At 38.0% G+C, this 20447-nt stretch carries 13 protein-coding genes and 3 pseudogenes; 7 read left to right on the plus strand and 9 right to left on the minus strand.

The genetic code is table 11. The features are described 5' to 3' along the window. From BZK24_RS07095 to BZK24_RS07125, 7 genes are all read left to right on the plus strand, one after another. The coding region (locus tag BZK24_RS07095; protein WP_277921260.1) for a DapH/DapD/GlmU-related protein at positions 1-811 on the plus strand (811 nt) is incomplete at its 5' end. 201 nt (positions 812-1012) lie between these two features. Then, complete coding sequence (locus tag BZK24_RS07100) at positions 1013-1333, plus strand: hypothetical protein (RefSeq protein ID WP_033585687.1); 321 nt, start codon at positions 1013-1015, stop codon at positions 1331-1333. Between the two features lie 39 nt (positions 1334-1372). Then, positions 1373-1879, plus strand: coding sequence for a hypothetical protein (locus tag BZK24_RS07105; protein WP_077657001.1), 507 nt, complete (start codon positions 1373-1375; stop codon positions 1877-1879). A 170-nt stretch (positions 1880-2049) separates the two neighbouring features. Then, positions 2050-4416: a ribonucleoside-diphosphate reductase subunit alpha gene (locus BZK24_RS07110; RefSeq protein ID WP_077657002.1), complete on the plus strand. Its 2367-nt coding sequence runs from the start codon at positions 2050-2052 to the stop codon at positions 4414-4416. Positions 4417-4477: 61 nt separating this feature from the next. Continuing rightward, the gene (locus BZK24_RS07115) at positions 4478-5425 is read left to right on the plus strand and encodes a Gfo/Idh/MocA family protein (protein WP_077657003.1); all 948 of its coding nucleotides are present in this window, start codon (positions 4478-4480) and stop codon (positions 5423-5425) included. Positions 5426-5539: 114 nt separating this feature from the next. Continuing rightward, positions 5540-6307, plus strand: coding sequence for a sulfite exporter TauE/SafE family protein (locus BZK24_RS07120; RefSeq protein ID WP_077657004.1), 768 nt, complete (start codon positions 5540-5542; stop codon positions 6305-6307). A gap of 3 nt (positions 6308-6310) precedes the next feature. After that, entirely contained in the window at positions 6311-6817 is a 507-nt protein-coding gene (locus BZK24_RS07125) for a methylated-DNA--[protein]-cysteine S-methyltransferase (RefSeq protein ID WP_077657005.1), read from the plus strand. A gap of 61 nt (positions 6818-6878) precedes the next feature. On the opposite strand, the gene xerH is transcribed toward BZK24_RS07125, so the two are convergent. The 9 genes and pseudogenes from xerH to BZK24_RS07170 all read right to left on the minus strand — a co-directional run bounded on the left by xerH (position 6879) and on the right by BZK24_RS07170 (position 20442). Further along, entirely contained in the window at positions 6879-7949 is a 1071-nt protein-coding gene (gene xerH, locus BZK24_RS07130) for a tyrosine recombinase XerH (RefSeq protein WP_077657006.1), read from the minus strand. Positions 7950-7956: 7 nt separating this feature from the next. Continuing rightward, a pseudogene (locus BZK24_RS07135) lies at positions 7957-8503 on the minus strand (hypothetical protein); the annotation flags it as partial. 282 nt (positions 8504-8785) lie between these two features. Then, the gene (locus BZK24_RS07140) at positions 8786-9958 is read right to left on the minus strand and encodes a pyridoxal phosphate-dependent aminotransferase (protein ID WP_077657007.1); all 1173 of its coding nucleotides are present in this window, start codon (positions 9956-9958) and stop codon (positions 8786-8788) included. Between the two features lie 159 nt (positions 9959-10117). Beyond that, complete coding sequence (locus BZK24_RS07145; protein ID WP_077657008.1) at positions 10118-10930, minus strand: outer membrane protein; 813 nt, start codon at positions 10928-10930, stop codon at positions 10118-10120. 121 nt (positions 10931-11051) lie between these two features. Further along, positions 11052-12435 (minus strand): annotated as a pseudogene (locus BZK24_RS07150) (HEPN domain-containing protein). Next, positions 12432-16702 (minus strand): annotated as a pseudogene (locus BZK24_RS07155) (type ISP restriction/modification enzyme); the annotation flags it as partial. The pseudogenes BZK24_RS07150 and BZK24_RS07155, both read right to left, overlap by 4 nt. Further along, on the minus strand, positions 16680-18545 hold the full coding sequence (locus BZK24_RS07160; protein WP_077657009.1) for a GTPase: 1866 nt from the start codon (positions 18543-18545) through the stop codon (positions 16680-16682). The pseudogene BZK24_RS07155 and the gene BZK24_RS07160, both read right to left, overlap by 23 nt. Positions 18546-18659: 114 nt before the next feature. Beyond that, complete coding sequence (gene rimO, locus BZK24_RS07165) at positions 18660-19979, minus strand: 30S ribosomal protein S12 methylthiotransferase RimO (RefSeq protein ID WP_077657010.1); 1320 nt, start codon at positions 19977-19979, stop codon at positions 18660-18662. Between the two features lies 1 nt (position 19980). After that, a complete protein-coding gene (locus tag BZK24_RS07170; protein ID WP_077657011.1) occupies positions 19981-20442 on the minus strand; it encodes a phosphoribosyltransferase in 462 nt (153 codons plus the stop codon). Positions 20443-20447: the final 5 nt, after the last annotated feature.

Raw genomic sequence — 20447 nt, forward strand, 5'->3', positions numbered from 1 at the left:
AAGCGTGAATGCTGGCGTGTATTTTTTTGAAAGAAAGTTTTTAGAAAAATACTTACCCAAGCTCCATGACCAAAACGCCCAAAAAGAATACTATCTCACGGATTTGATCGCTTTGGGTATTAAGGGGAATGAAAAAATTGACGCTATTTTCTTAGAAGAAGAGTGTTTTTTAGGGGTGAATAGCCAAACAGAAAGAGCGAAGGCTGAAGAAATCATGCTAGAAAGACTGCGAAAAAACGCCATGGACTCGGGGGTGATGATGCAATTGCCTAGCAGTATTTACTTAGAAAAAGGCGTGAGTTTTAAGGGGGAGTGCGTTTTAGAGCAAGGGGTGCGTTTGAGCGGGAATTGCTTGATAGAAAACGCGCGCATTAAAGCTTATAGCGTGATAGAAGAGAGCCAAATCATTAATAGCAGCGTGGGGCCGTTTGCCCATGCGCGCCCTAAAAGCGTGATTTGTGATAGCCATGTGGGGAATTTTGTAGAGACTAAAAACGCCAAACTCCAAGGCGCTAAAGCAGGGCATTTGAGCTATTTAGGGGATTGCGAGATAGGGAAAAACACAAATGTGGGGGCTGGCGTGATCACTTGCAATTACGATGGTAAAAATAAACACCAAACGATCATCGGTGAAAATGTCTTTATAGGGAGCGATAGCCAACTAGTCGCCCCCATAACTATCGGCTCTAATGTCTTAATCGGCAGCGGCACCACCATCACTAAAGACATTCCTAGCGGTTCGTTGAGCCTTTCACGCGCCCCTCAAACTAACATTGAAAACGGGTATTTTAAGTTTTTTAAGAAATCTTAATTTGCTTCAATAATGAAAAATCCTAAAATATTATAATCATTTACTTTAATCCTGTAATTTGTGAATAAACAAAACATCTACTTATCTTTTTTGTGATATTTCGCTGATCTGTAACAATGCTTTTAATAGGGTTGTGGTATAAATATTCTTATCAAGGTGTGCCAAACATGCCTTGAATCTCAATTTATGAAAGGATTTGTTATGAGTGGATTAAAAGCATTTAGTTGTGTAGTGGTTTTGTGCGGTGCAATGGTTAATGTGGCTATAGCTGGTCCTAAAATAGAGGCAAGGGGTGAATTAGGCAAATTTATAGGGGGTGGTGTTGGGGGTTTTGTTGGTGATAAAATGGGCGGATTTGTTGGTGGTGCAATAGGAGGATATATTGGGTCTGAAGTAGGCGATAGGGTAGAAGATTTTATCCGTGGCGTTGATAGAGAGCCTCAAACTAGAGAGCCACAAGCCCCAAGAGAACCTATCCGTGATTTTTATGATTACGGCTATAGTTTTGGGCATGCTTGGTGATCTTAAATGAGCCAAGGTGATAGGGGGAAAGGAAATAGCATGGATACTACAAAAGAGAACTTGAATGGCTCAAAAAAGCGTTTGAGCGATTTGGAATATCGATGGGCAATGGCTCTAGTCTATGGAGGATGTATCTCCATAACCACTAGGATTTTTTATGACATAAATGGTTCAGCTAGCGATCCGCTTTTTGACCCTAAATACAGCTATTATGTGTGGTTAGTGGGTCTAATAGCGGCTTTGTTGTCTAATCTCTTGTTTAATCCTAAAGGCAGGTCGGTAGGTTATTTAATGATTGAAACTTGGCAAGGATTCCCCAAGTTTTTTAAAGCCATTTTTAAGGCTAGGTTTTTTGGTGCGTTTTATGACGCTGTGTTAGGAGCAAGACTAAGGGATTTTTATGTGATGCTTTTAACGATACCCTTTATTGCCGCTATGCATGAAATTTCGGCGTATTGTGGGCATCCTAGCAATCTCCTTGTAGAGGGTTTGGTCATTTTAGGGTTTCAAGGTTTTCTTAAATTTTGTGCTAAATTAGGGTGGTGATTTAACTCAAATAGCATTAAATGGAGGGGGTATAAAAAAATAAAAAACTTTAAAACTCATTCTCATTAATAGAACAGATCCAACTTGAACTTTTCTTTTTCTTAAGTTTTTTATTGATACAATTCCAAATTTAAAAAACAAACGATTTAATTCAAATTTAAGGAAAAATTTTGATTACAGTGGTTAAACGAAACGGGCGCATTGAGCCTTTGGACATTACCAAAATCCAAAAATACACTAAGGACGCTACGGACAATTTAGAGGGCGTGAGCCAAAGTGAGCTGGAAGTGGATGCGAGGTTGCAATTCAGGGACAAGATCACTACTGAAGAAATCCAACAAACTTTGATTAAAACCGCTGTGGATAAAATAGATATTGACACGCCTAATTGGAGCTTTGTCGCTTCAAGGCTTTTTTTGTATGATCTATACCATAAAGTAAGCGGTTTTACAGGGTATAGGCATTTGAAAGAGTATTTTGAAAACGCTGAAGAAAAGGGCCGCATCCTTAAGGGCTTTAAGGAAAAATTTGATTTAGAGTTTTTAAATAGCCAGATCAAGCCTGAAAGGGATTTCCAATTCAATTATTTAGGGATTAAAACCTTGTATGATCGTTATTTGTTAAAAGACGCTAACAACAATCCCATTGAATTGCCCCAACACATGTTTATGAGCATTGCGATGTTTTTAGCGCAAAACGAACAAGAACCTAACAAAATCGCTTTAGAATTTTATGAAGTTTTGAGCAAATTTGAAGCGATGTGTGCGACCCCCACTCTAGCGAACGCCCGCACCACCAAACACCAACTCAGCTCATGCTATATTGGCAGCACGCCGGATAATATTGAGGGGATTTTTGACAGCTACAAGGAAATGGCGCTGTTGTCCAAATACGGCGGGGGGATTGGCTGGGGTTTTTTTTTGGTGCGCTCTATTGGGAGCTATATTGATGGGCATAAAAATGCGAGCGCTGGCACGATCCCTTTTTTAAAGATCGCTAATGATGTGGCGATTGCGGTGGATCAATTAGGCACACGAAAGGGCGCGATTGCGGTGTATCTGGAAATTTGGCACATTGATGTGATGGAGTTCATTAATTTAAGGAAAAATAGCGGCGATGAAAGGCGAAGAGCGCATGATTTATTCCCGGCTCTTTGGGTGTGCGATTTGTTTATGAAAAGGGTTTTAGAAGATGCGATGTGGACTTTGTTTGACCCTTATGAGTGTAAGGATTTGACTGAGCTTTATGGGCAGGATTTTGAAAAACGCTATTTAGAGTATGAAAAAGATCCCAAAATCATTAAAGAATACATTAACGCTAAAGATTTATGGAAAAAAATCTTAATGAATTATTTTGAAGCCGGTTTGCCTTTCTTAGCCTTTAAAGATAACGCCAATCGGTGCAACCCAAACGCTCATGCAGGAATCATTCGATCCAGCAATCTATGCACGGAGATTTTTCAAAACACCGCACCCAACCACTACTACATGCAAATAGAATACACTGATGGCACCATAGAGTTTTTTGAAGAAAAAGAGTTGGTAACCACAGATAGTAATATCACTAAATGCGCTAACAAGCTCACTAGCACCGATATTCTAAAGGGCAAGCCAATCTATATCGCTACTAAAGTCGCTAAAGACGGGCGAACAGCGGTGTGCAATCTAGCGAGCATCAATTTAAGCAAGATCAACACTGAAGAAGACATTAAAAGGGTTGTGCCGATCATAGTCAGGCTTTTAGACAATGTGATTGATTTGAATTTCTACCCTAACCGCAAAGTCAAAGCCACTAATTTACAAAATAGAGCCATAGGGTTAGGGGTTATGGGTGAAGCGCAAATGCTCGCAGAACACCAAATCGCTTGGGGGTCTAAAGAGCATTTAGAAAAAATTGACGCTTTAATGGAGCAAATCAGCTACCATGCGATTGACACGAGCGCGAATTTAGCGAAAGAAAAAGGGGTTTATAAGGATTTTGAAAATTCAGAATGGAGTAAGGGGATTTTCCCTATTGATAAAGCCAACAATGAAGCCTTAAAGCTCACGGAAAAAGGGCTTTTCAATCACGCTTGCGATTGGCAAGGTTTGAGGGAAAAAGTCAAAACTAATGGCATGCGTAATGGCTATTTAATGGCGATCGCTCCCACAAGCTCCATTTCTATTTTAGTAGGCACAACCCAAACGATTGAACCCATTTATAAGAAAAAATGGTTTGAAGAAAATTTGAGCGGGCTAATTCCAGTTGTAGTGCCTAATTTGAATGTAGAAACCTGGAATTTTTACACATCAGCCTATGATATTGACGCTAAAGATTTGATTAAAGCAGCGGCCGTGCGCCAAAAGTGGATCGATCAAGGCCAAAGCATTAATGTGTTTTTACGCATAGAAAACGCTAGCGGTAAAACCTTGCATGACATCTACACGCTCGCTTGGAAATTAGGGTTAAAATCCACTTATTATTTGCGCAGCGAAAGCCCTAGCATAGATGAAAAAAGCGTGTTGGATCGATCGGTGGAGTGTTTTAATTGCCAATAATATAAGCTTAAATAAGCTAATCTTTGCTAAAATGAGATTTAAAATTATTTAAGGAAGATGAATGCTTTTTGCGATGATTGGTTCAGGGGGGTTTATCGCTCCCAAGCACTTGCAGGCCATTAGAGATACAGGGCATTTTTTGGATTGCTCTTTTGATGTTCATGATAGCGTGGGGGTTTTAGATGAGTATTTCCCGCAATCAGAGTTTTTTACCAATATTGAAGATTTTGAAAAGCATTTAGAGCAGTCTAGGGCTATGGGTAAAGAAATCAACTATTTGAGTGTTTGCACGCCCACGCACACGCATTTTGATCACATCCGTTTTGGGTTAAGAAACGGCATGCATGTGATCTGTGAAAAACCCTTAGTTTTAGACCCTAGCGAAATACAAGAATTGAAAGATTTAGAGGTGAAACACCAAAAAAGGGTGTTCAGTCTTTTGCCCTTGCGCTTGCATTGCGACACGCTGGCTTTGAAAGAAAAAATTAAGAGCGAATTAGACAAAAACCCTGAAAAGGTGTTTGACATCACGCTCACTTATATCAGCGTTCAAGGGAAATGGTATTTTTCTTCATGGCGAGCGGATGTGAATAGGAGCGGGGGGTTAGCCACTCAAATGGGAGTGAATATCTTTGATGCTTTATTGTATTTGTTTGGAGGCGTTAAAGACAAGGTTATTAACAGAGAAGAGCCTGACTGCGTGTGCGGGATACTCTTTTTAGAGCATGCCAAAATAAGATGGTTTTTTTCCATCAATCCAGAACACATGGGAGTGGCTAAAGAAAAGGTTTATCATAAAATGATCCTAGAGGGCGAAGAAGTCAATCTCACGCAGAGCTTTGATAACCTGTATATAGAAAGCTACAAACAGATTTTAGCTCAAGGGGGGTTTGGCTTGGATGACGCTATGGCGTCTATCAAATTGGCTTATGAATTAAGAAACCTTTCAGTCAGCGAACCCAATGAAGATTCGCATGTTTTGTGTTGCAAAAACAAAACAGACCAATAAAAGCATCACTTTTAAAAGCGTTGTTTAGGGGGGTTTGGTTATTTGCATTTGATTAGAATAGGGTTATTTTTAATTTTCTTTTAAGAGGGGGTTTTTACTTTTTTAAGGGTTTTTATGGATATTTATGCGTTATACATAGCGATAGGGCTTTTTACTGGCATTCTATCTGGGATTTTTGGCATTGGTGGGGGGTTGATCATTGTCCCTATCATGCTCGCAACCGGGCATTCTTTTGAAGAATCCATTGGGATTTCCATTTTGCAAATGGTGCTTTCATCGTTCGTGGGATCTGTTTTGAATTTCAAAAAAAAATCGCTTGATTTTTCTTTAGGCTTGTTGATAGGGGCAGGGGGGCTGATAGGGGCGAGTTTTAGCGGTTTGGTTTTAAAAATCGTTTCCAGTAAAATTTTAATGGTTATTTTCGCGCTTTTAGTCGTGTATTCTATGATCCAATTTGTTCTAAAACCCAAAAAAAAAGATTTGATAGCGGATACCAAACGCTACCATTTGCAAGGTTTAAAATTATTCTTAATTGGCGCGCTCACAGGGTTTTTTGCTATCACTTTAGGGATTGGCGGGGGGATGCTCATGGTGCCTTTGATGCATTATTTTTTAGGGTATGATTCTAAAAAATGCGTGGCGTTGGGGTTATTTTTTATCTTGTTTTCTTCCATTTCAGGAGCTTTTTCTTTAATCTATCACCACATCATCAATAAAGAAGTGCTAGTAGCAGGGGCGATTGTGGGCTTAGGCTCTGTTATGGGCGTGAGCATTGGGATTAAATGGATCATGGGGCTTTTGAATGAAAAAATGCATAAAGCTTTGATTTTAGGGGTGTATGGTTTGTCGTTATTGATTATTTTATACAAACTCTTTTTTTAATTAATGGTTTTATACCACTACTATTTTAAGACCCCTAAGAGTTTCCCTTTAGAGTATTTGCATTTGTGCGCTAATGAGAGCCATTTATTAAGGCTGGACTTTGATGCGGCCAATTTTTCTCATAACACCCCTATGAATACCCCATTAAAACTCAGCGTTCAAGCCTTAGAGCGTTATTTCTTGGGACAACTTTTTGAATTTGATGTGCCTTTGGATTTGATAGGGACTTCTTTTCAAAAACAAGTTTGGTCTGCGTTAATGACTATCCCTTATGGCAAGACAAAAAGTTACGATGAAATCGCAAAGCTCATTAATAACCCTAGATCTTGCAGAGCTATTGGCAACGCTAATCGCAATAACCCTATTTCTTTGATCGTGCCTTGTCATAGAGTGGTGCGTAAAAATGGCGCTTTAGGGGGGTATAATGGGGGCATAGAAGTCAAAAAGTGGCTGTTAGAATTTGAAAACAAAATTTTAAACCAGCAAGCTAAAAACTCTTTATTTTCTTAAAAAATGGGGTTTTGATTATTTTATGGTAAAAATCATTTTTTTAAGGGGGTAGGGAGTGTTTTTAATTTTCTTCCCAAATGCTCGCCGCTTCTTTTAAACGTTCTTTGTCAAAATGCGTGTAAATCCTGCTAGTATTCAAGCTCGCATGCCCTAGAGCTTCTTGAACTAAAATCAAATCATGACGTTTTTGATAAAGCAAGGTCGCAAAAGAATGCCTTAACATGTGCGCCCCGTTTTTTTCCCTTCTCAGACCCGCAAAATTGATGATGCGCTCCACCTGTTTATACAAATACGCTTGCGTTAAAGCGCTGCCTTTTTGGTTGCAAAACAATAAATCATTTTTAACGGGATATAATTCCCTTTCCATGAGCCATTCTTTTAAAAGGCTCTCAATGTGGAAAGCTTTGAGCATCACCGCTCTGTATTTGTCGCCCTTACCTTTAATCAAAATCGTGTAACAGCCATTTTCTAAAGTAAAATCCTTTATTTTAAGCTGTAAGGCTTCGTTAGAACGCATGCCCGTAAAAACGATGATTTTAATGAGCAGGCGGTTTCTGGCACGCACTTTAGCAGACATTTCTATTTTATCAATGCCCTCTAAAAATTTTTCTAATTCTTCATTATTTAAGTGAGTAGGGAGCTTGTTGCCCGCGCTTTGATTGACTCCGCTGATATTTTTAAGCGTGATATTATAAATATAAGATTTTTCATTTTCATCTTGATTTTGCTTGTCTATGTAGCTAAAAAGCCCGAGTAGGGCGATCCTGTAATTTTTCTTAGTGGCTAAACTCAAACCTCCGGTATAGACGCTCAAAAATTCAGCGAGCAGCACTTCATCAATGCTTTTGAGCGATTTTAAAGAAATCTTTTTTGTGTATTCGTGGAATTTGAGTAGGGGCAGTGCGTAGGTGTTGATCCCGAGTAATCCGGCGTTACGGGCTTTTTTACAAACTTTTTCTAATTGGCTTGAGCTGACGGACGCTTGATTTAGTTCGTTCAAGCATTCAAAAACCTTGTTTTGGTCTTTCACTTGGGAATTAGACAAGCTTGTGCATTTGTAACGCAAAAAGCGTCCAATCCATAGCAAAAGATTTTCTATAGGGTCTTTTAATTCTTCTAGGGGGTGTTTCATTTAGGGTTTAGTCATCTATTAAGTGCAGATCAATGATATAAGAACCTTCATAGATAGAATATTTCGATATATTTATAAAAATGTTTATATACCATTGATTAACACATATTTCTTTCATATCAGGTAACTTAATATTTTCTAATGCTACTCTAGGCACTTCAATAATTAATCTTGATTTTTCGCTTAAGACGAAGCTATAGCTATCGCTAACATTAAAGATAAAATGGAATGTATTGTCACGGAAATGGTATTCAATCTTGTCAATTATGGCGGAAGTAGGATTGATCACACATAGATCATTCTCTACTTGATTGATAGCCGTTATAATCGCATTTGATAGATTTATTTGATCTTGTGATAGTAATTTTTTTAAATTTTTTAAATTCTCATTATCCATAAAACAACAGCTAACGCCCAATAAAGCATCACTAATAATTTTTTTACCAACTATCTTACCACTTTCTAAATCATTAGCAATTTCAAAGTGCCAAAGTAACTGGTGGATAGTTTGTTGGATTATCAAGAAACTCAATCGTTTTTCCATGCAAATTAGAAGTTTGTTGTTGGGAGAATAGTCATAAAATAACCCCAAAAGACGAGCCATTATTGATTTTGTCAAAAAATATTCGCATTTCTTCCATACCATTCAGAGTTATTGTTGTTATCAAATCTTACTGCCATAATTATTCCTCTATTCCTTTCAAAAATTCATTTAGTTATGAAAACTGCACTTTTCAAACTTTTAACTCTAACCATTATACCACGCCATGCCACTAACTACAATATAAAATTCCAAACAAGATTAAAATCCCCCCTTTTATAAATAAAAATTCTTTTTATTCCTTTGATTTGACAAAGCGAGCGATGCGTTCAATCCCCTTTTCAATCTGTTCTTCTGAGCATGCAAAAGACAAACGAACATAACCTTCCAATCCAAAAGCCTTTCCAGGTACTAACGCCACGCCTTCTTTTTCTAATAACTCATGGCAAAATCGCATCGAATCCCCCCCACAAAGACTGCCAATATTAATAAACAGATAAAACGCCCCATCAGGTTTCAAAGCATTCAACCCTCCAATCGCATTGATTTTTGCGTGGGCTAAATCACAGCGTTTTTCAAAAGCCTGACGCATCGTTTCAATTTCCTTATCCACCAACCCCTCAAGCGCCACAATAGAAGCCATTTGCGTGATAGAATTGATATTGGAAGTGCATTGGCTTTGCAAGTTGTTCATCAATTTGACTAACTTTTTATCCTTGCTCGCCGCATAGCCCATACGCCAGCCTGTCATCGCCACTGACTTACTCAAGCCATTAATGGTAATGGTGCGTTTTTTCATCTCTTCACTCACTGCCGCACAAGAAACAAACTCCCCTTTATAGACAAGCTTTTCATAAATTTCATCGCTAAGCACCCAAACTTTTGTCTCTTTCAAAACTTCGCCCAAAGCCTCTAATTCCGCCTTACTATAAAGCATGCCGGTAGGGTTTGATGGAGTGGTGAGAATGAGCATTTTTGTTTTGGGGCTTAAGGCGTCTTTAAGCTGCTTGGGGGTGATTTTAAAATGGCTTTTTTCATCGGTTTGAATGAATTGACTCACCCCTCCGCTGTATTTCACAAGCTCAGGGTAAGTTACCCAAAAAGGCACAGGGATAATCACCTCATCGCCCTCCCCTATTAAGGCCTGAATCGCATTGAACAGGCTTTGCTTAGCGCCATTACTCACTAAAATTTCACTCAGCTCATAATCCAAGTTGTTTTCTTTTTTCAATTTAAAAGCGATCGCTTTGAGTAATTCAGGAATCCCAGCCACTGGAGTGTATTTTGTAAAGCCGTCATTTAGGGCTTTTATAGCCGCATCTTTAATCGCTTGCGGGGTGTCAAAATCAGGCTCGCCCGCTGAAAAACTTAAAATATCTTTTCCTTGCGATTTCAATTCTTTAGCGAGCGTGCTGATAGCGATCGTTGTGGATTCTGAAAGGGATTGGATTTTAGAGGAATATAACATGCTTAATCCTTGTTAAATTTTTGAACTATCATAACATGATCAAAAAGATTTTAATTCTAATTTTCAAAAAACTTTAAAAAATGTTTCAAAAGAAAGCGGTGGTCTATGCAGAAAACTCTAATTGAAAAACTTCAATTAGAGAAAAACAAGCGTTTTAAATCAGAAATTGTAACGATACCCTACATAAAGGCTGTATTGACGGCGGTAAGTGAAGCTCAAGTTCCCATGGTTAAAATAATAAACATTGATAGTAGGAATCTTCACGCCAAAGTCAAATTCTTGATGCCGGCCAATATGGGTGCGAATCCCTAAATTAAAAAGGAACTGGAAAATCGCCGGATCAAGGCTATAGGAGGTGTGCTTATAAGGGCTTTTAGTTTCCAAAAAGGCCCCTGTCGTATTACCCCAAGAGTTACCCGCAATTTGAGCCCCAAAAAAGAAACCAAAACTCGCATCCTCTTTATTAATGACATTGTATAAAGTGTCAATACCCACACCATAAGTGAACATGTCAGACAGATTGCCCATAGTCCCTACTTTGGTCGCACATGGCTCATTGAGTTTACACGCCCCACCATTATCTGATGTCAAAGCGTTCGCTCCAAACACGGCATGCCCATAATCCATAAAGCCGTAATAGCGCGCACCAAACCATCTCTTCTCTCCAAAAAACTGCTTATAACCCACAGTAAGCCCTAAGCCTTGCATAACGGCCAGATAGTCGGTTTTACCCACAGGGAACTTAGGATAGTTAAATTCACTGCTCTTTGGGGGGTTTTTAACGCTTTGCGAAGCCTGACCGACTTGATAGCTGATCCCCAAATACCAAGCGTTTTTCTCGCCTTTCACTGCTTTATAGTCTTTTGGCTTTTCCAATTGCTTTTGCACTTCTGTGCTACCTTCTGCTGCCACAAGACTATTACCTAACACTACCGATAAACAGAGCGTTTTAAACACTACAAACTTTTTCATACAACATTTTTCCTTCTAAAAGTCTACATTTCGTATAATAATAACATAATAATCTATAAAAAACCTAAATTCTTAAGAAAAACACCCCTAAAACTTAAAATTTTAAATTTTCTAGGGGGTTTTAGCGGTTTGGCTCTGCGATTTTTTCTGTTTTTGGGGGATTTCTTAATTTAACTTTGTTAAGAAAACCAAAATTGTTTGTAATAAAATCGCTCAATTCTATCTTGCCAAAGAAAAATTCAATGACAATTTGCTTGAAATCCATGAAAGCATGGCTAATGTCTGTAGCTTTGTTTGTATCAAGCTTTAAATCATCTCCGTGTGCCAGATTGTTGCGGCAGTCAACAATCTGTTGGATTAGATCTTCTTGACATTTATCATTAAAATAATTTTTTGTTTGATCGCATTTTGTCCTAGATAATGAAATTTTAAAAAATTCAGAGAGTTTTTCACGGAGTTTTGTTTTTTGTAATTTCTTTAAAAAACTTTCAATCATACTGATCAATACAAAAAAACTTTCAATCATACTGATCAATACAAACATGTCCAAATACAAGTGAATAATTGGATCTTTTTTATTGATAATGTCTAAAATACTTGGAAGTTGAAAACCCCTATTTTTTTGAGTGTAAAAATCAATCCATTTTTCAAGTATTACAGAGAAATGGTCTATCTGTTTGAATTGTATAGCAATCCCATAAGGATCTATCTCCATGGACTTTTTATCTTTTTTGTAAGTGTTTCTTATTGCTGTAATGTCTTTATTAGAAAGCTTAAATTGGATATAGTCAATTTGGATGTCAAAATTAGAATGAGCATAAATCAAAATAAAAAAGTTTTTAATTGCTTCAGTAATAAGCTCTAATTTTTCAAGGGTTTCAAAAATCATATTGCATTCCAAAAACAAATCACATTGATAAGTTAATAAACGATTCTGTCTTTTAGAAAACAATGAATTAAATCTTGCTTTTATCTTGTCTTTTTCATATTTTTGGGACAAAAAAATCATTTTGAGTATAAAATGATTGTAAGATAAAATTCTTATCGTTATCCCCATGATAACTTTCACACCCACTTTCATCTGCTTTAGATAATACATTAGGTAGCAAATGCTTCTTGGTTGTAAAAAAGCTTTCTAAATAATTTGTCCTGCAAACAAAACACTCACCCTTAATTTTGTTTGGATCAATATGATCATCAAACAGCCATTCATAATAAAATGTGATTGGTATAGGATACCCTAAAACATGACCTAAAATAATGCGATTATAAGGCTTGTAAAGAGTGTATCTTTTTTTGTTATCCACAATATAGAGCGTTTGGTATTGCAAAGAGTGGATCTCTTTAGTTTCTCCTGAAACCATAAAAGAAAAAGAAATTTTGTTTTCTTGATACGAAAACACTCCTGGAATGTATTGCTCATTTTGTGGATTGGTTTGTGGATTTTTTAAAAAAGCAAGACATTGCCCTTCAAAATATTCCACACCCCCAAGCGATGCGATCACTCAAATCTCTTCTCGCTGATCTTTTCAATCAAATCCACGCTTTTTACAGAGAGTTTGATGACCCTACAAAGGAGTTCAAAAATATATTTGCCGCCGGCGTAATCGTTTGGGTTGTTTTCAATCAAGCTGTCTTTATCGGTAGTGATTGAATAGCGTTCGATCACCCAGTCGATCGCGCTTTTGCCATTCACCATATAGTCAAAGGCTTTTTTAGGGATATTAGTGATGGTGATATTTTGGTTATAAATGATGCGATCCCCTTTTTTATCCTTTTTCATTTGGATCACATCATAATAGCCCTCCATTCCGGCGTTCTCTAGTAGGTTATGTTTAACGCTATCGTGCATTTCCCCGCTCTCATAGTTCAAATGCAATTCGGCTAATTCTTTGCCAAGCATAGAGAGTTCTTTAAAATCTTCGCTCAAAGCGATTCGCGGCGCTTCTTTGGCGAGGGAGTTTTTGTATTTTTCCAAATAGCCTTTATGGTGGAAAATCGCATAAATGTAGTAAAAAATTTCTTCTTCAACGATAGAGTCATCTTGGTAATGCCTCCTGAAGAGGTTGAGCGCATAGCCGCTGATAGCGTTATAGCGATTCCCCAGATCGTCGTAATAATACAAGGGGTAAGCGTTGGCATCGCCTATAAAATGCGTATCAGGGATAGCGTCGCTTATAAGTGAGCAAAAATTTCTTGTGGTTGTATTGATCACCACATTGTGCGCGCTTTTATCCGGGAAAATTTTTTTCATTGAGTAAAAACTCCAAGAAAGCTCTCGCTCGTAGTAAAAATATTGTTTATTAAAAGGGCGATACAAACTAACAGAGATTTTTTCTTGCGAAAAATCATCGAGTTTTTTCCCTTTTATCAGTTGCGTTTTAAGATTTTGAACCCATGCGATTTTCGTTTTATCGGTGGTGATTTCTGAATCGTTGAGATGCTTATAAAGTTTGTCTGATTTGACGCCTTTGGCGCGTTGTTTGAAAGCTTCCCTAAAATGCGCATTAAAGCGCTTCAAATCAGCGTTATAAGTGTCAATGCATTTTTGCACCGATTGCATTAAAGCGTTTGGAGAAAAGTTATACACCCAAGGATCACGGCTGCTTGCCACGCCAAGAGAATTGAGATCAAAAATAGTATTGAATATTTTGAGTTTTTTGTCTCTTTTTAAAGGGATGAGCTTTTCAAAATCGTCATTCCTTTGGTTGATCCAATCGCCTTTGTCATTCGGGATGATTTCCTTAAAAGGCACCAAATCCAAATTTTCAAAACCCGCGAGCCAGTTGAGTTTGGCTTCCCTTTTCAAATAATCCTCCACTTCATAGTAAAAAATCGTATGATTGGGGGCGTCCTTATCTTTCACAAAAAAGATAACCGCTACCGTCGCCCTGGATCCGCTATCAAAGATTCCATCTCCTTCTTTTTTTCGCTCCTCTCCTGAAGTCCTAGCGTTCCCCCTCAAATTCAATACATAAAGATGCGAAAATTCTTTGGCCACGCATTTTCTGAACCCGTCCGCGCTTTTAGAGTCAATGAAACTCCCGTTCACCACAAAGCCTAGCACCCCCTTATCTTTTAAAAGATCGCTCGCCATGCGGATTGACTGGATGAGCGTGTCTCGTGTGGTATTCCCCACTTTGGCGGTGGAATTTTTGCCGTAAGTTTCATAAACTAATTTTTCAAGCTTAGGGTGGGTTAGGTTTTGGTTGTTATCGTTTTCGCTTTTAGCGCCGGCTGAATAAGGCGGGTTGCCGATGATGACTCTGATGTTTTGGTCGGCTAGAGTGTCTTTGATGTCTTTGTTTTCTTTCAAATCTTCAAAAAATGAGAATACCCCCTTATCGTTTTTCTCTTCCAAATAATCCAGGCTGTCCGTGAGCGCGATGTTTTTGAAATTTTTTAACGAGCTGTCCCTATTTTGCGCGGCTTGGGTGATATTGATCAAAGCGATGTAATAAGATAAAAGCACGATGTCAAAAGCGAACAAATTTTTTTGAAATTTCTCTTTTAAGGCTTCATCGCTAATGAGTCCGTTTTCTTTTGAAAGCAAACGAGCGATAAAACTCCCGGTGCCGGTGAAGGGGTCAAAAATCGTGATGCTTTGATCGTTAAAATCCGTATGGAAATGCTTTTTCAAAATGCCGTTAGTGGCTCTTAAAATGAAATCCACCACCTCTATGGGCGTATAAACGATCCCTAGCTTTTCGCTTTGCTTTTTAAAGGCTTCTTTAAAGAAAGTGTTGTAGAGGTTTTTAATGAGTTCTTGTTGGCTTTTTTGGCTTTTGGCGTGCGTGGCTTCTGTTTTCACGCTTTCATAGAGGTTTTTAAGATCTTTAGTTTCTCCTTCTAGCCCTAGATCGGAGAGTTTTAAAACCATTTTATCCAGTGCTTTTGCGATAGGGTTTTTTATATTGTCCCCAAAAATCGCATCAAAAATGGGCTTAGTGATAACGTGGGAAGTGATCATGTCCAACGCTTCCTCTTCTTTGATGTTTTGGTGGATATTGCCTCTTAACGAAGTTAAAAAGTTGTCAAAAATTTCAGGGTTTTTGCCAAAAATGTCTTTTAGGCGCTCATTCAAGGTTCTTGCGATATTGCCCGTTTTTTTGGCGAAATTTTCCCAATAATTCCTGTCCCCTAATTTAGTGGGCATGACATTATACACAGCGTCCGCTAGATCTTGCAGCAAGATAGCGTCAAAAAGGGTTTTTTGGGCTTGTTTGGGATCGGATTGCTCGGTTTTATCTTTTTTTAACTCTTCCTCATCGTCTAAATTGCTTGTATCATCGCTTCCAAAGATTTTGATTTTTTCTTTAAAAGTGGCTTCATCAACCAGGCTTGAATCATGGCTTCTTAAGGCTTTTATCACTTTCCAAATGTTTTTGAAATTGGTGTTATTGACAGCTTCATCTAGGTTTTTAATTTCACTCTCTTCTAAAGCGATAGGCAAAATGATATAGCCTCTTTTCTTGTTTTTGGCTTTTCGCATCACCCTACCCACCGCTTGGATAATATCCACCATCGCGCTTCTGCCATCAAAAAAGATCACGCTATCAAGCGCCGGGACATCCACCCCTTCACTCAAACACCTGGCATTACTCAAAACCTTACAAGTGTTAGGCTCGAATTGGTTTAATTTTTCTAATTTCTCAAGCCTCTCCTTACAATTCATGGTGCCATCAACATGATCGATATTGATTTTTAGGTTTTTAAAACTCTTTTTCTTCAGCTCTTCATCATAGCATTCCATGATCGTTTCAAAGGAGTCTTTGATATTTTTACTCGTTTGTATGCTTTTACAAAAGCTTATGGCTCTTTGAGAAACAAAGGTGTCTGCTTTGTTTTTCAAGTCGTTGTCTTCTTTGTTTTCATCGTTTAAAGCGATCACATCTTGCTTGGCTAACCCTTTATGCGTGCCAACGATCTTGCACACAAATTCGTTATTGATGAGCTTTTTATCCAACTTAGTGCCTTCGGCTTTGAGCTGGCTGATGATTTTCTTATTCGCGCTGTTAGTAACGCCGCTTAAATTTTCTTTTCGCACCGCTAAAATGATGACTTTGTAATCGGTGAGAAGATCCAAAGCGATCGCTCTTTCAAAATTGAGCGTATAGATTTCTTCGCCAAAAACCTCTTCATCGTCCATGGAATAGATAACGTTATCGCTCTCTTTGGCTTTAGCTTTAGAACTTTCGCTATACACTTTAGGCGTGGCGGTCATGTACAGGCGTTTTGTAGCTTTAATATTTTTATCGCTATGGCACAGCGTGAAAGCGTTTTTATCGTCCCTTTCATTACTAGAATACATAGCCCCTACCGTTCTATGGGCTTCATCGCAAATAATGAGATCGATTTCATTCAAACCCGCTTCTTGTGCTTCTTTAATACGCAACGCGCTTTGATAAGTTGAAAAGATAATGAAGCGCTTGTTTTCTTTTTGCGCTTTTTCATAAACGCTTAAAATGTCTTCAAGGCGAGTGGAGGGCTTTAAAGGGAGCTCAGAAAATTTAATATCGTCATTGTCTTCGTTCTTACTTTGCCCGGTTTATCATCGCTGCACACGATAGAAGCGTAAAAAGGCTCGCTTTTTTCTTGCGCGTATTCTCTAAAAGTTTGAGAAAGCAAAGCGATGCTGGGCGCTAAAAAAAGCATGATCTTAGGGCCTAAAGCTTCCATGATTTTTAAAGAAGTGTAGGTTTTGCCGGTCCCGCATGCCATAATGAGCTTGCCTCTGGTGTTTTTAGGGTTAGAAAAATACTCCTTGTTTTGATATTGTTAGATGGATACTATGAGAGATGTATCCTAATCTTTCATGGGCTTCTTTCAATTGTCTTTTCATGCGTTTGTAATTATCAACAGGTCTAAGATTGGCTTTGAGTTTTTCAATCTTTTCCCGTATGTCTTTTTTGCGACTTTCAAGTCGGCTTTTCACATCCTGCACAATTTTTTCACAAATTTGATGTAAATTCTTATCCACTTCTTTTTTTTGTTGGGATCTTTTATATCTTGAACTAAAAAAGCTCCAGATTGATCTGGCTATTCCAACTAATCCTGTAATAATCCCTGCGGTCAGAGCAAGCCAACCCATAGGATTCCAAGCGTTAAATATCCCAAGCAAACCCAAACCTCCTATTGAAGTGGCTAATTTTGTTCCATCAATGCCGCTATCAATATCAAAATTAAGATTAAAGCCTCTATCAATACTGATGTGCTCTAACATTGCTAGAGAATCTTTAATTCTGTATTCAAGTTGTTTAATAGCTTCTTTTATCTCTCCATCAAATCGTTTCTCACATTCTCTAAACCGCCATTTTATGTCTTCATGCAATGTTTCAATTCCTTGAATGAGTTCATTTTTAAAAATTTCTTTACATTCCTCATCTTCAATATTTTTGTTAATATGCACATACATTTTTTCTCTCAAGTCAGATTTGAATTGATCGATTTCGTAGAACGCTGAATTGGTTAAATTTAATATAAATTTTTCTGTAGAACGATCCAGATTATAGCGGGCTTCTTGTTGGTGTTCTTGTGCTTCTTTAATCATTGGATCGATCCGTTTTTCAATCGTGGTTTTTATCGTATTTTGTAATTGTTCTACCACTTTTAAGGCTTTATTGCAGTTTGATTGAATGATTTTGGCGCGTGAGTTTTTAAGAAGCGCTTCGGTTATAAATTCTCTTAATTGTTGGAAACGGGATTTATACAATAATTCTCCTGCTTTAAAATCTTTTAAAAATTTTTGTTTGTTTTTATCAAAATCAGTCCCTGGGATCAAAGCCTGTGCAAGGCCATAAAAAGCCACTTGGGCACTCACTGCTTTATAGCCCATGTAGTGTTCGCCTAAAATGTTTTTCATCTCTTTATTTAAAATTTTTAAGCTTTCTTTTTCGCTTTCATTAATAAGCCTATCTTTTAAAGCTCTTGGGCTATTAATCGGTTTGTTGAAAATCGTCCATACCTCTGTTTGCAAACCGAGTTGTCTTTGGATTTTTTCAATCGTTCCCCTTTTCCCTTCTTCTCCTTTTTGCGGAGGATTAGGCGTTTTGGTAACATAAAATATAGCATGGGCTTTTTGCGTTGCGTTAGAAATCTGATCGATCACTTTTTGTTCGCTGCCTTCTATCCCTGGCACATCCAGCAAAATAAAGTTTTGATGGTTGTATTGGAAAGGATAAGATTGCGTTTTTAAAGTGAAATCGCTTCTCCCATCGCCTATAATCGCTCCATCTTGCAATGAATGAAGTTCGTTTAAAATAGCTTGTTTTTTGCATTCATCATTTTGATAGTTGTTTTGGTAATTGGAATAAAGCCGCTTGAATCGTTCTTGTTGAACTACTTTGCTTTGTTCTTTAAAAAACATCCTCAAACATTCAATAAGGGTTGATTTCCCCGCACCGGTTTCCCCATAAAAAGCAATGGTAAAATTTTCCCACTCTTCATTATTTTTCAAGCTTTCAAGCTCTTTTAAACTTTTAAGTTCTAATTTTTGAAATACCTCCAACGCTTCTTGGTTGAATTTTTTTAATCTTTCATTTTCATTATCAGTGTTTTTAAAAATACTTTGAAGATCTTTAATGCTCTTTTCTACGCCAGAATAAATGTCTTTCATTTTGCATGCCTCAAACGAACTTTTCTGACGCATTTTAACAAAAAAAAAAAAAAAAACGCAAACCCCCACGCTCCAGCCACGCTCTAGCCGCGCTTTTAGCCTTATGGCTAATTTTTAAAAAGGGCTTAAAACCTTAGCGAGTAAGATATTGTCTTTAAACGCGCTAGGCACAATCGTGTAATGCCCAGGTTTTAAAGGGGTGGTTAAGGCGCTGTCATTGATTAAAATTTCCCCATCCACTTCAGGTGCCCATCTCAAATCCCTTGCTTTGTAAAAATACTCGCCCTCTTTATGTTCCACTAACGCCTTAATGGGCTTATTCAACAAAGCCTTAAAAGAATGGTTTTGGTGTTTTAAAGCGATTTTATTCAAGGCTTTAATGCGGGCGTTGATAATTTTTTTAGGCACTTTTTCTAAAGAATAGGCATGCGTGTTTTCTTCCGCGCTGAAAGCAAAAATATTCAATCTATCAAACTGGAACTCGTCTAAAAACGCGCTCAATTCTTCAAATTCGCCCTCATTTTCTTCTGGATGCCCTACAATGATCGTGCTTCTTATAAAGCTTTCTTTAACCTGTTTCATGGCGTTTAAAAGCTTTAAATGGTGCGCTTGGCTGGAGTTGCGCCGCATCTTTTTGAGCATGGAGTCGCTGATGTGCTGGATGGGCATGTCAAAATAATTTTGAAAAATAAGCGAGTCTTCAATCGCACCAATCAGCTCTAAAGTGGTGCTAGAGGGGTAGAGGTATAAAATACGCGCGCTCTTTAAGGCTTGTTGTTTGTCAATCGCTCTAATGAGCTGGATCAAGCCGTCTTTTTGCCCCTTGTCGTATAAAAACGAGCTAGAGTCTTGAGCGATAAAAGTCATATCCTTATAGCCTTTAAGGGCCAGATCTTCCACTTCTTTTAAAATGGAGTCTAATTCCCTGCTTTGTAATTTCCCCTTAAAGCTAGGGATAGCGCAAAAAGAACATTTTTGATTGCAACCCTCAGAAATTTTAACATACGCATGCACGCTCGATCCCGTGATGATGCGCGCGTTATAATGCTCGCTTAAAAACACTTGCTCGCTGAACTGGTTTTGTTTTTTAGCGATTAAAATATCAATCTTGTCATAATCCCCCACGCCGGTAAAAATATCCACTTCAGGGATCAATTCTTTGATTTCATCTTTATAGCGCTCGCTCAAGCACCCGCTCGCAATCAAAATCGCTCCCTCTTTTTTGTCTTTAGCGGCGTTGAGAATGGTTTGGATACTCTCTTGTTTAGCGCTTTCAATAAAACCGCAAGTGTTGATCAAAATCACATCGGCGTTCTTAGCGTCATTAGTGAGCGTGTAATTATAAAGCTTGCCTAACATCACTTCTGAATCCACCAAATTTTTAGAACAACCTAATGAGATCAAGCAAAGTTGTTTGTTTTCTTTAATTTGCATGTTAATGGCTTTTTAAGTTTTTCAAATCCACTTCCCAAAAGAAATCAATCCATTCAGGAGCGTCTTTTAAAAACGCATCGGCTTTGTATTTCGCGCTTGTTTTTTGGAACAAACTCGCGCTATAAAACTTTTTATCAGGGTGTTTGTCTTGCAACACTTTAAGCACCGCTTCCAAAGAATTACCGCTATCTACGATTTCATCTACCACCAAAATGGTTTTTAAATGATCTTTGATCGTGGGGATATTTTCAATTTTTAGGGCGTTTTGTCGGTGGGTGGTGTCATAAGAAATCGCATTGATGCCATAAACTTCCCTTAAATCCCAGTGCAAACTCAAAAAATGCGTCAAAGTCATGCCCCCTCGCATCACGCACACAAGGGCTTCTGGGATACCGCAAAGGCGCTCCACTTGTTTAGCTAACTCCAGGCTGTCTTTTAAAAAGGCTTCATAAGAATAATGCATTGTGA

Source organism: Helicobacter pylori (assembly GCF_001998165.1).
GTDB lineage: Bacteria > Campylobacterota > Campylobacteria > Campylobacterales > Helicobacteraceae > Helicobacter > Helicobacter pylori_DL.

Excerpts from the sequence above, each read along its gene's own strand:
- BZK24_RS07160 (WP_077657009.1), bottom strand. The coding sequence starts at position 18,545 with ATGAAAGACATTTATTCTGGCGTAGAAAAGAGCATTAAAGATCTTCAA.
- xerH (WP_077657006.1), bottom strand. The coding sequence starts at position 7,949 with ATGAAACACCCCCTAGAAGAATTAAAAGACCCTATAGAAAATCTTTTG.
- rimO (WP_077657010.1), bottom strand. The coding sequence starts at position 19,979 with ATGCAAATTAAAGAAAACAAACAACTTTGCTTGATCTCATTAGGTTGT.
- BZK24_RS07170 (WP_077657011.1), bottom strand. The coding sequence starts at position 20,442 with ATGCATTATTCTTATGAAGCCTTTTTAAAAGACAGCCTGGAGTTAGCT.
- BZK24_RS07100 (WP_033585687.1), top strand. The coding sequence starts at position 1,013 with ATGAGTGGATTAAAAGCATTTAGTTGTGTAGTGGTTTTGTGCGGTGCA.
- BZK24_RS07120 (WP_077657004.1), top strand. The coding sequence starts at position 5,540 with ATGGATATTTATGCGTTATACATAGCGATAGGGCTTTTTACTGGCATT.
- BZK24_RS07145 (WP_077657008.1), bottom strand. The coding sequence starts at position 10,930 with ATGAAAAAGTTTGTAGTGTTTAAAACGCTCTGTTTATCGGTAGTGTTA.
- BZK24_RS07140 (WP_077657007.1), bottom strand. The coding sequence starts at position 9,958 with ATGTTATATTCCTCTAAAATCCAATCCCTTTCAGAATCCACAACGATC.
- BZK24_RS07105 (WP_077657001.1), top strand. The coding sequence starts at position 1,373 with ATGGATACTACAAAAGAGAACTTGAATGGCTCAAAAAAGCGTTTGAGC.
- BZK24_RS07115 (WP_077657003.1), top strand. The coding sequence starts at position 4,478 with ATGCTTTTTGCGATGATTGGTTCAGGGGGGTTTATCGCTCCCAAGCAC.
- BZK24_RS07125 (WP_077657005.1), top strand. The coding sequence starts at position 6,311 with ATGGTTTTATACCACTACTATTTTAAGACCCCTAAGAGTTTCCCTTTA.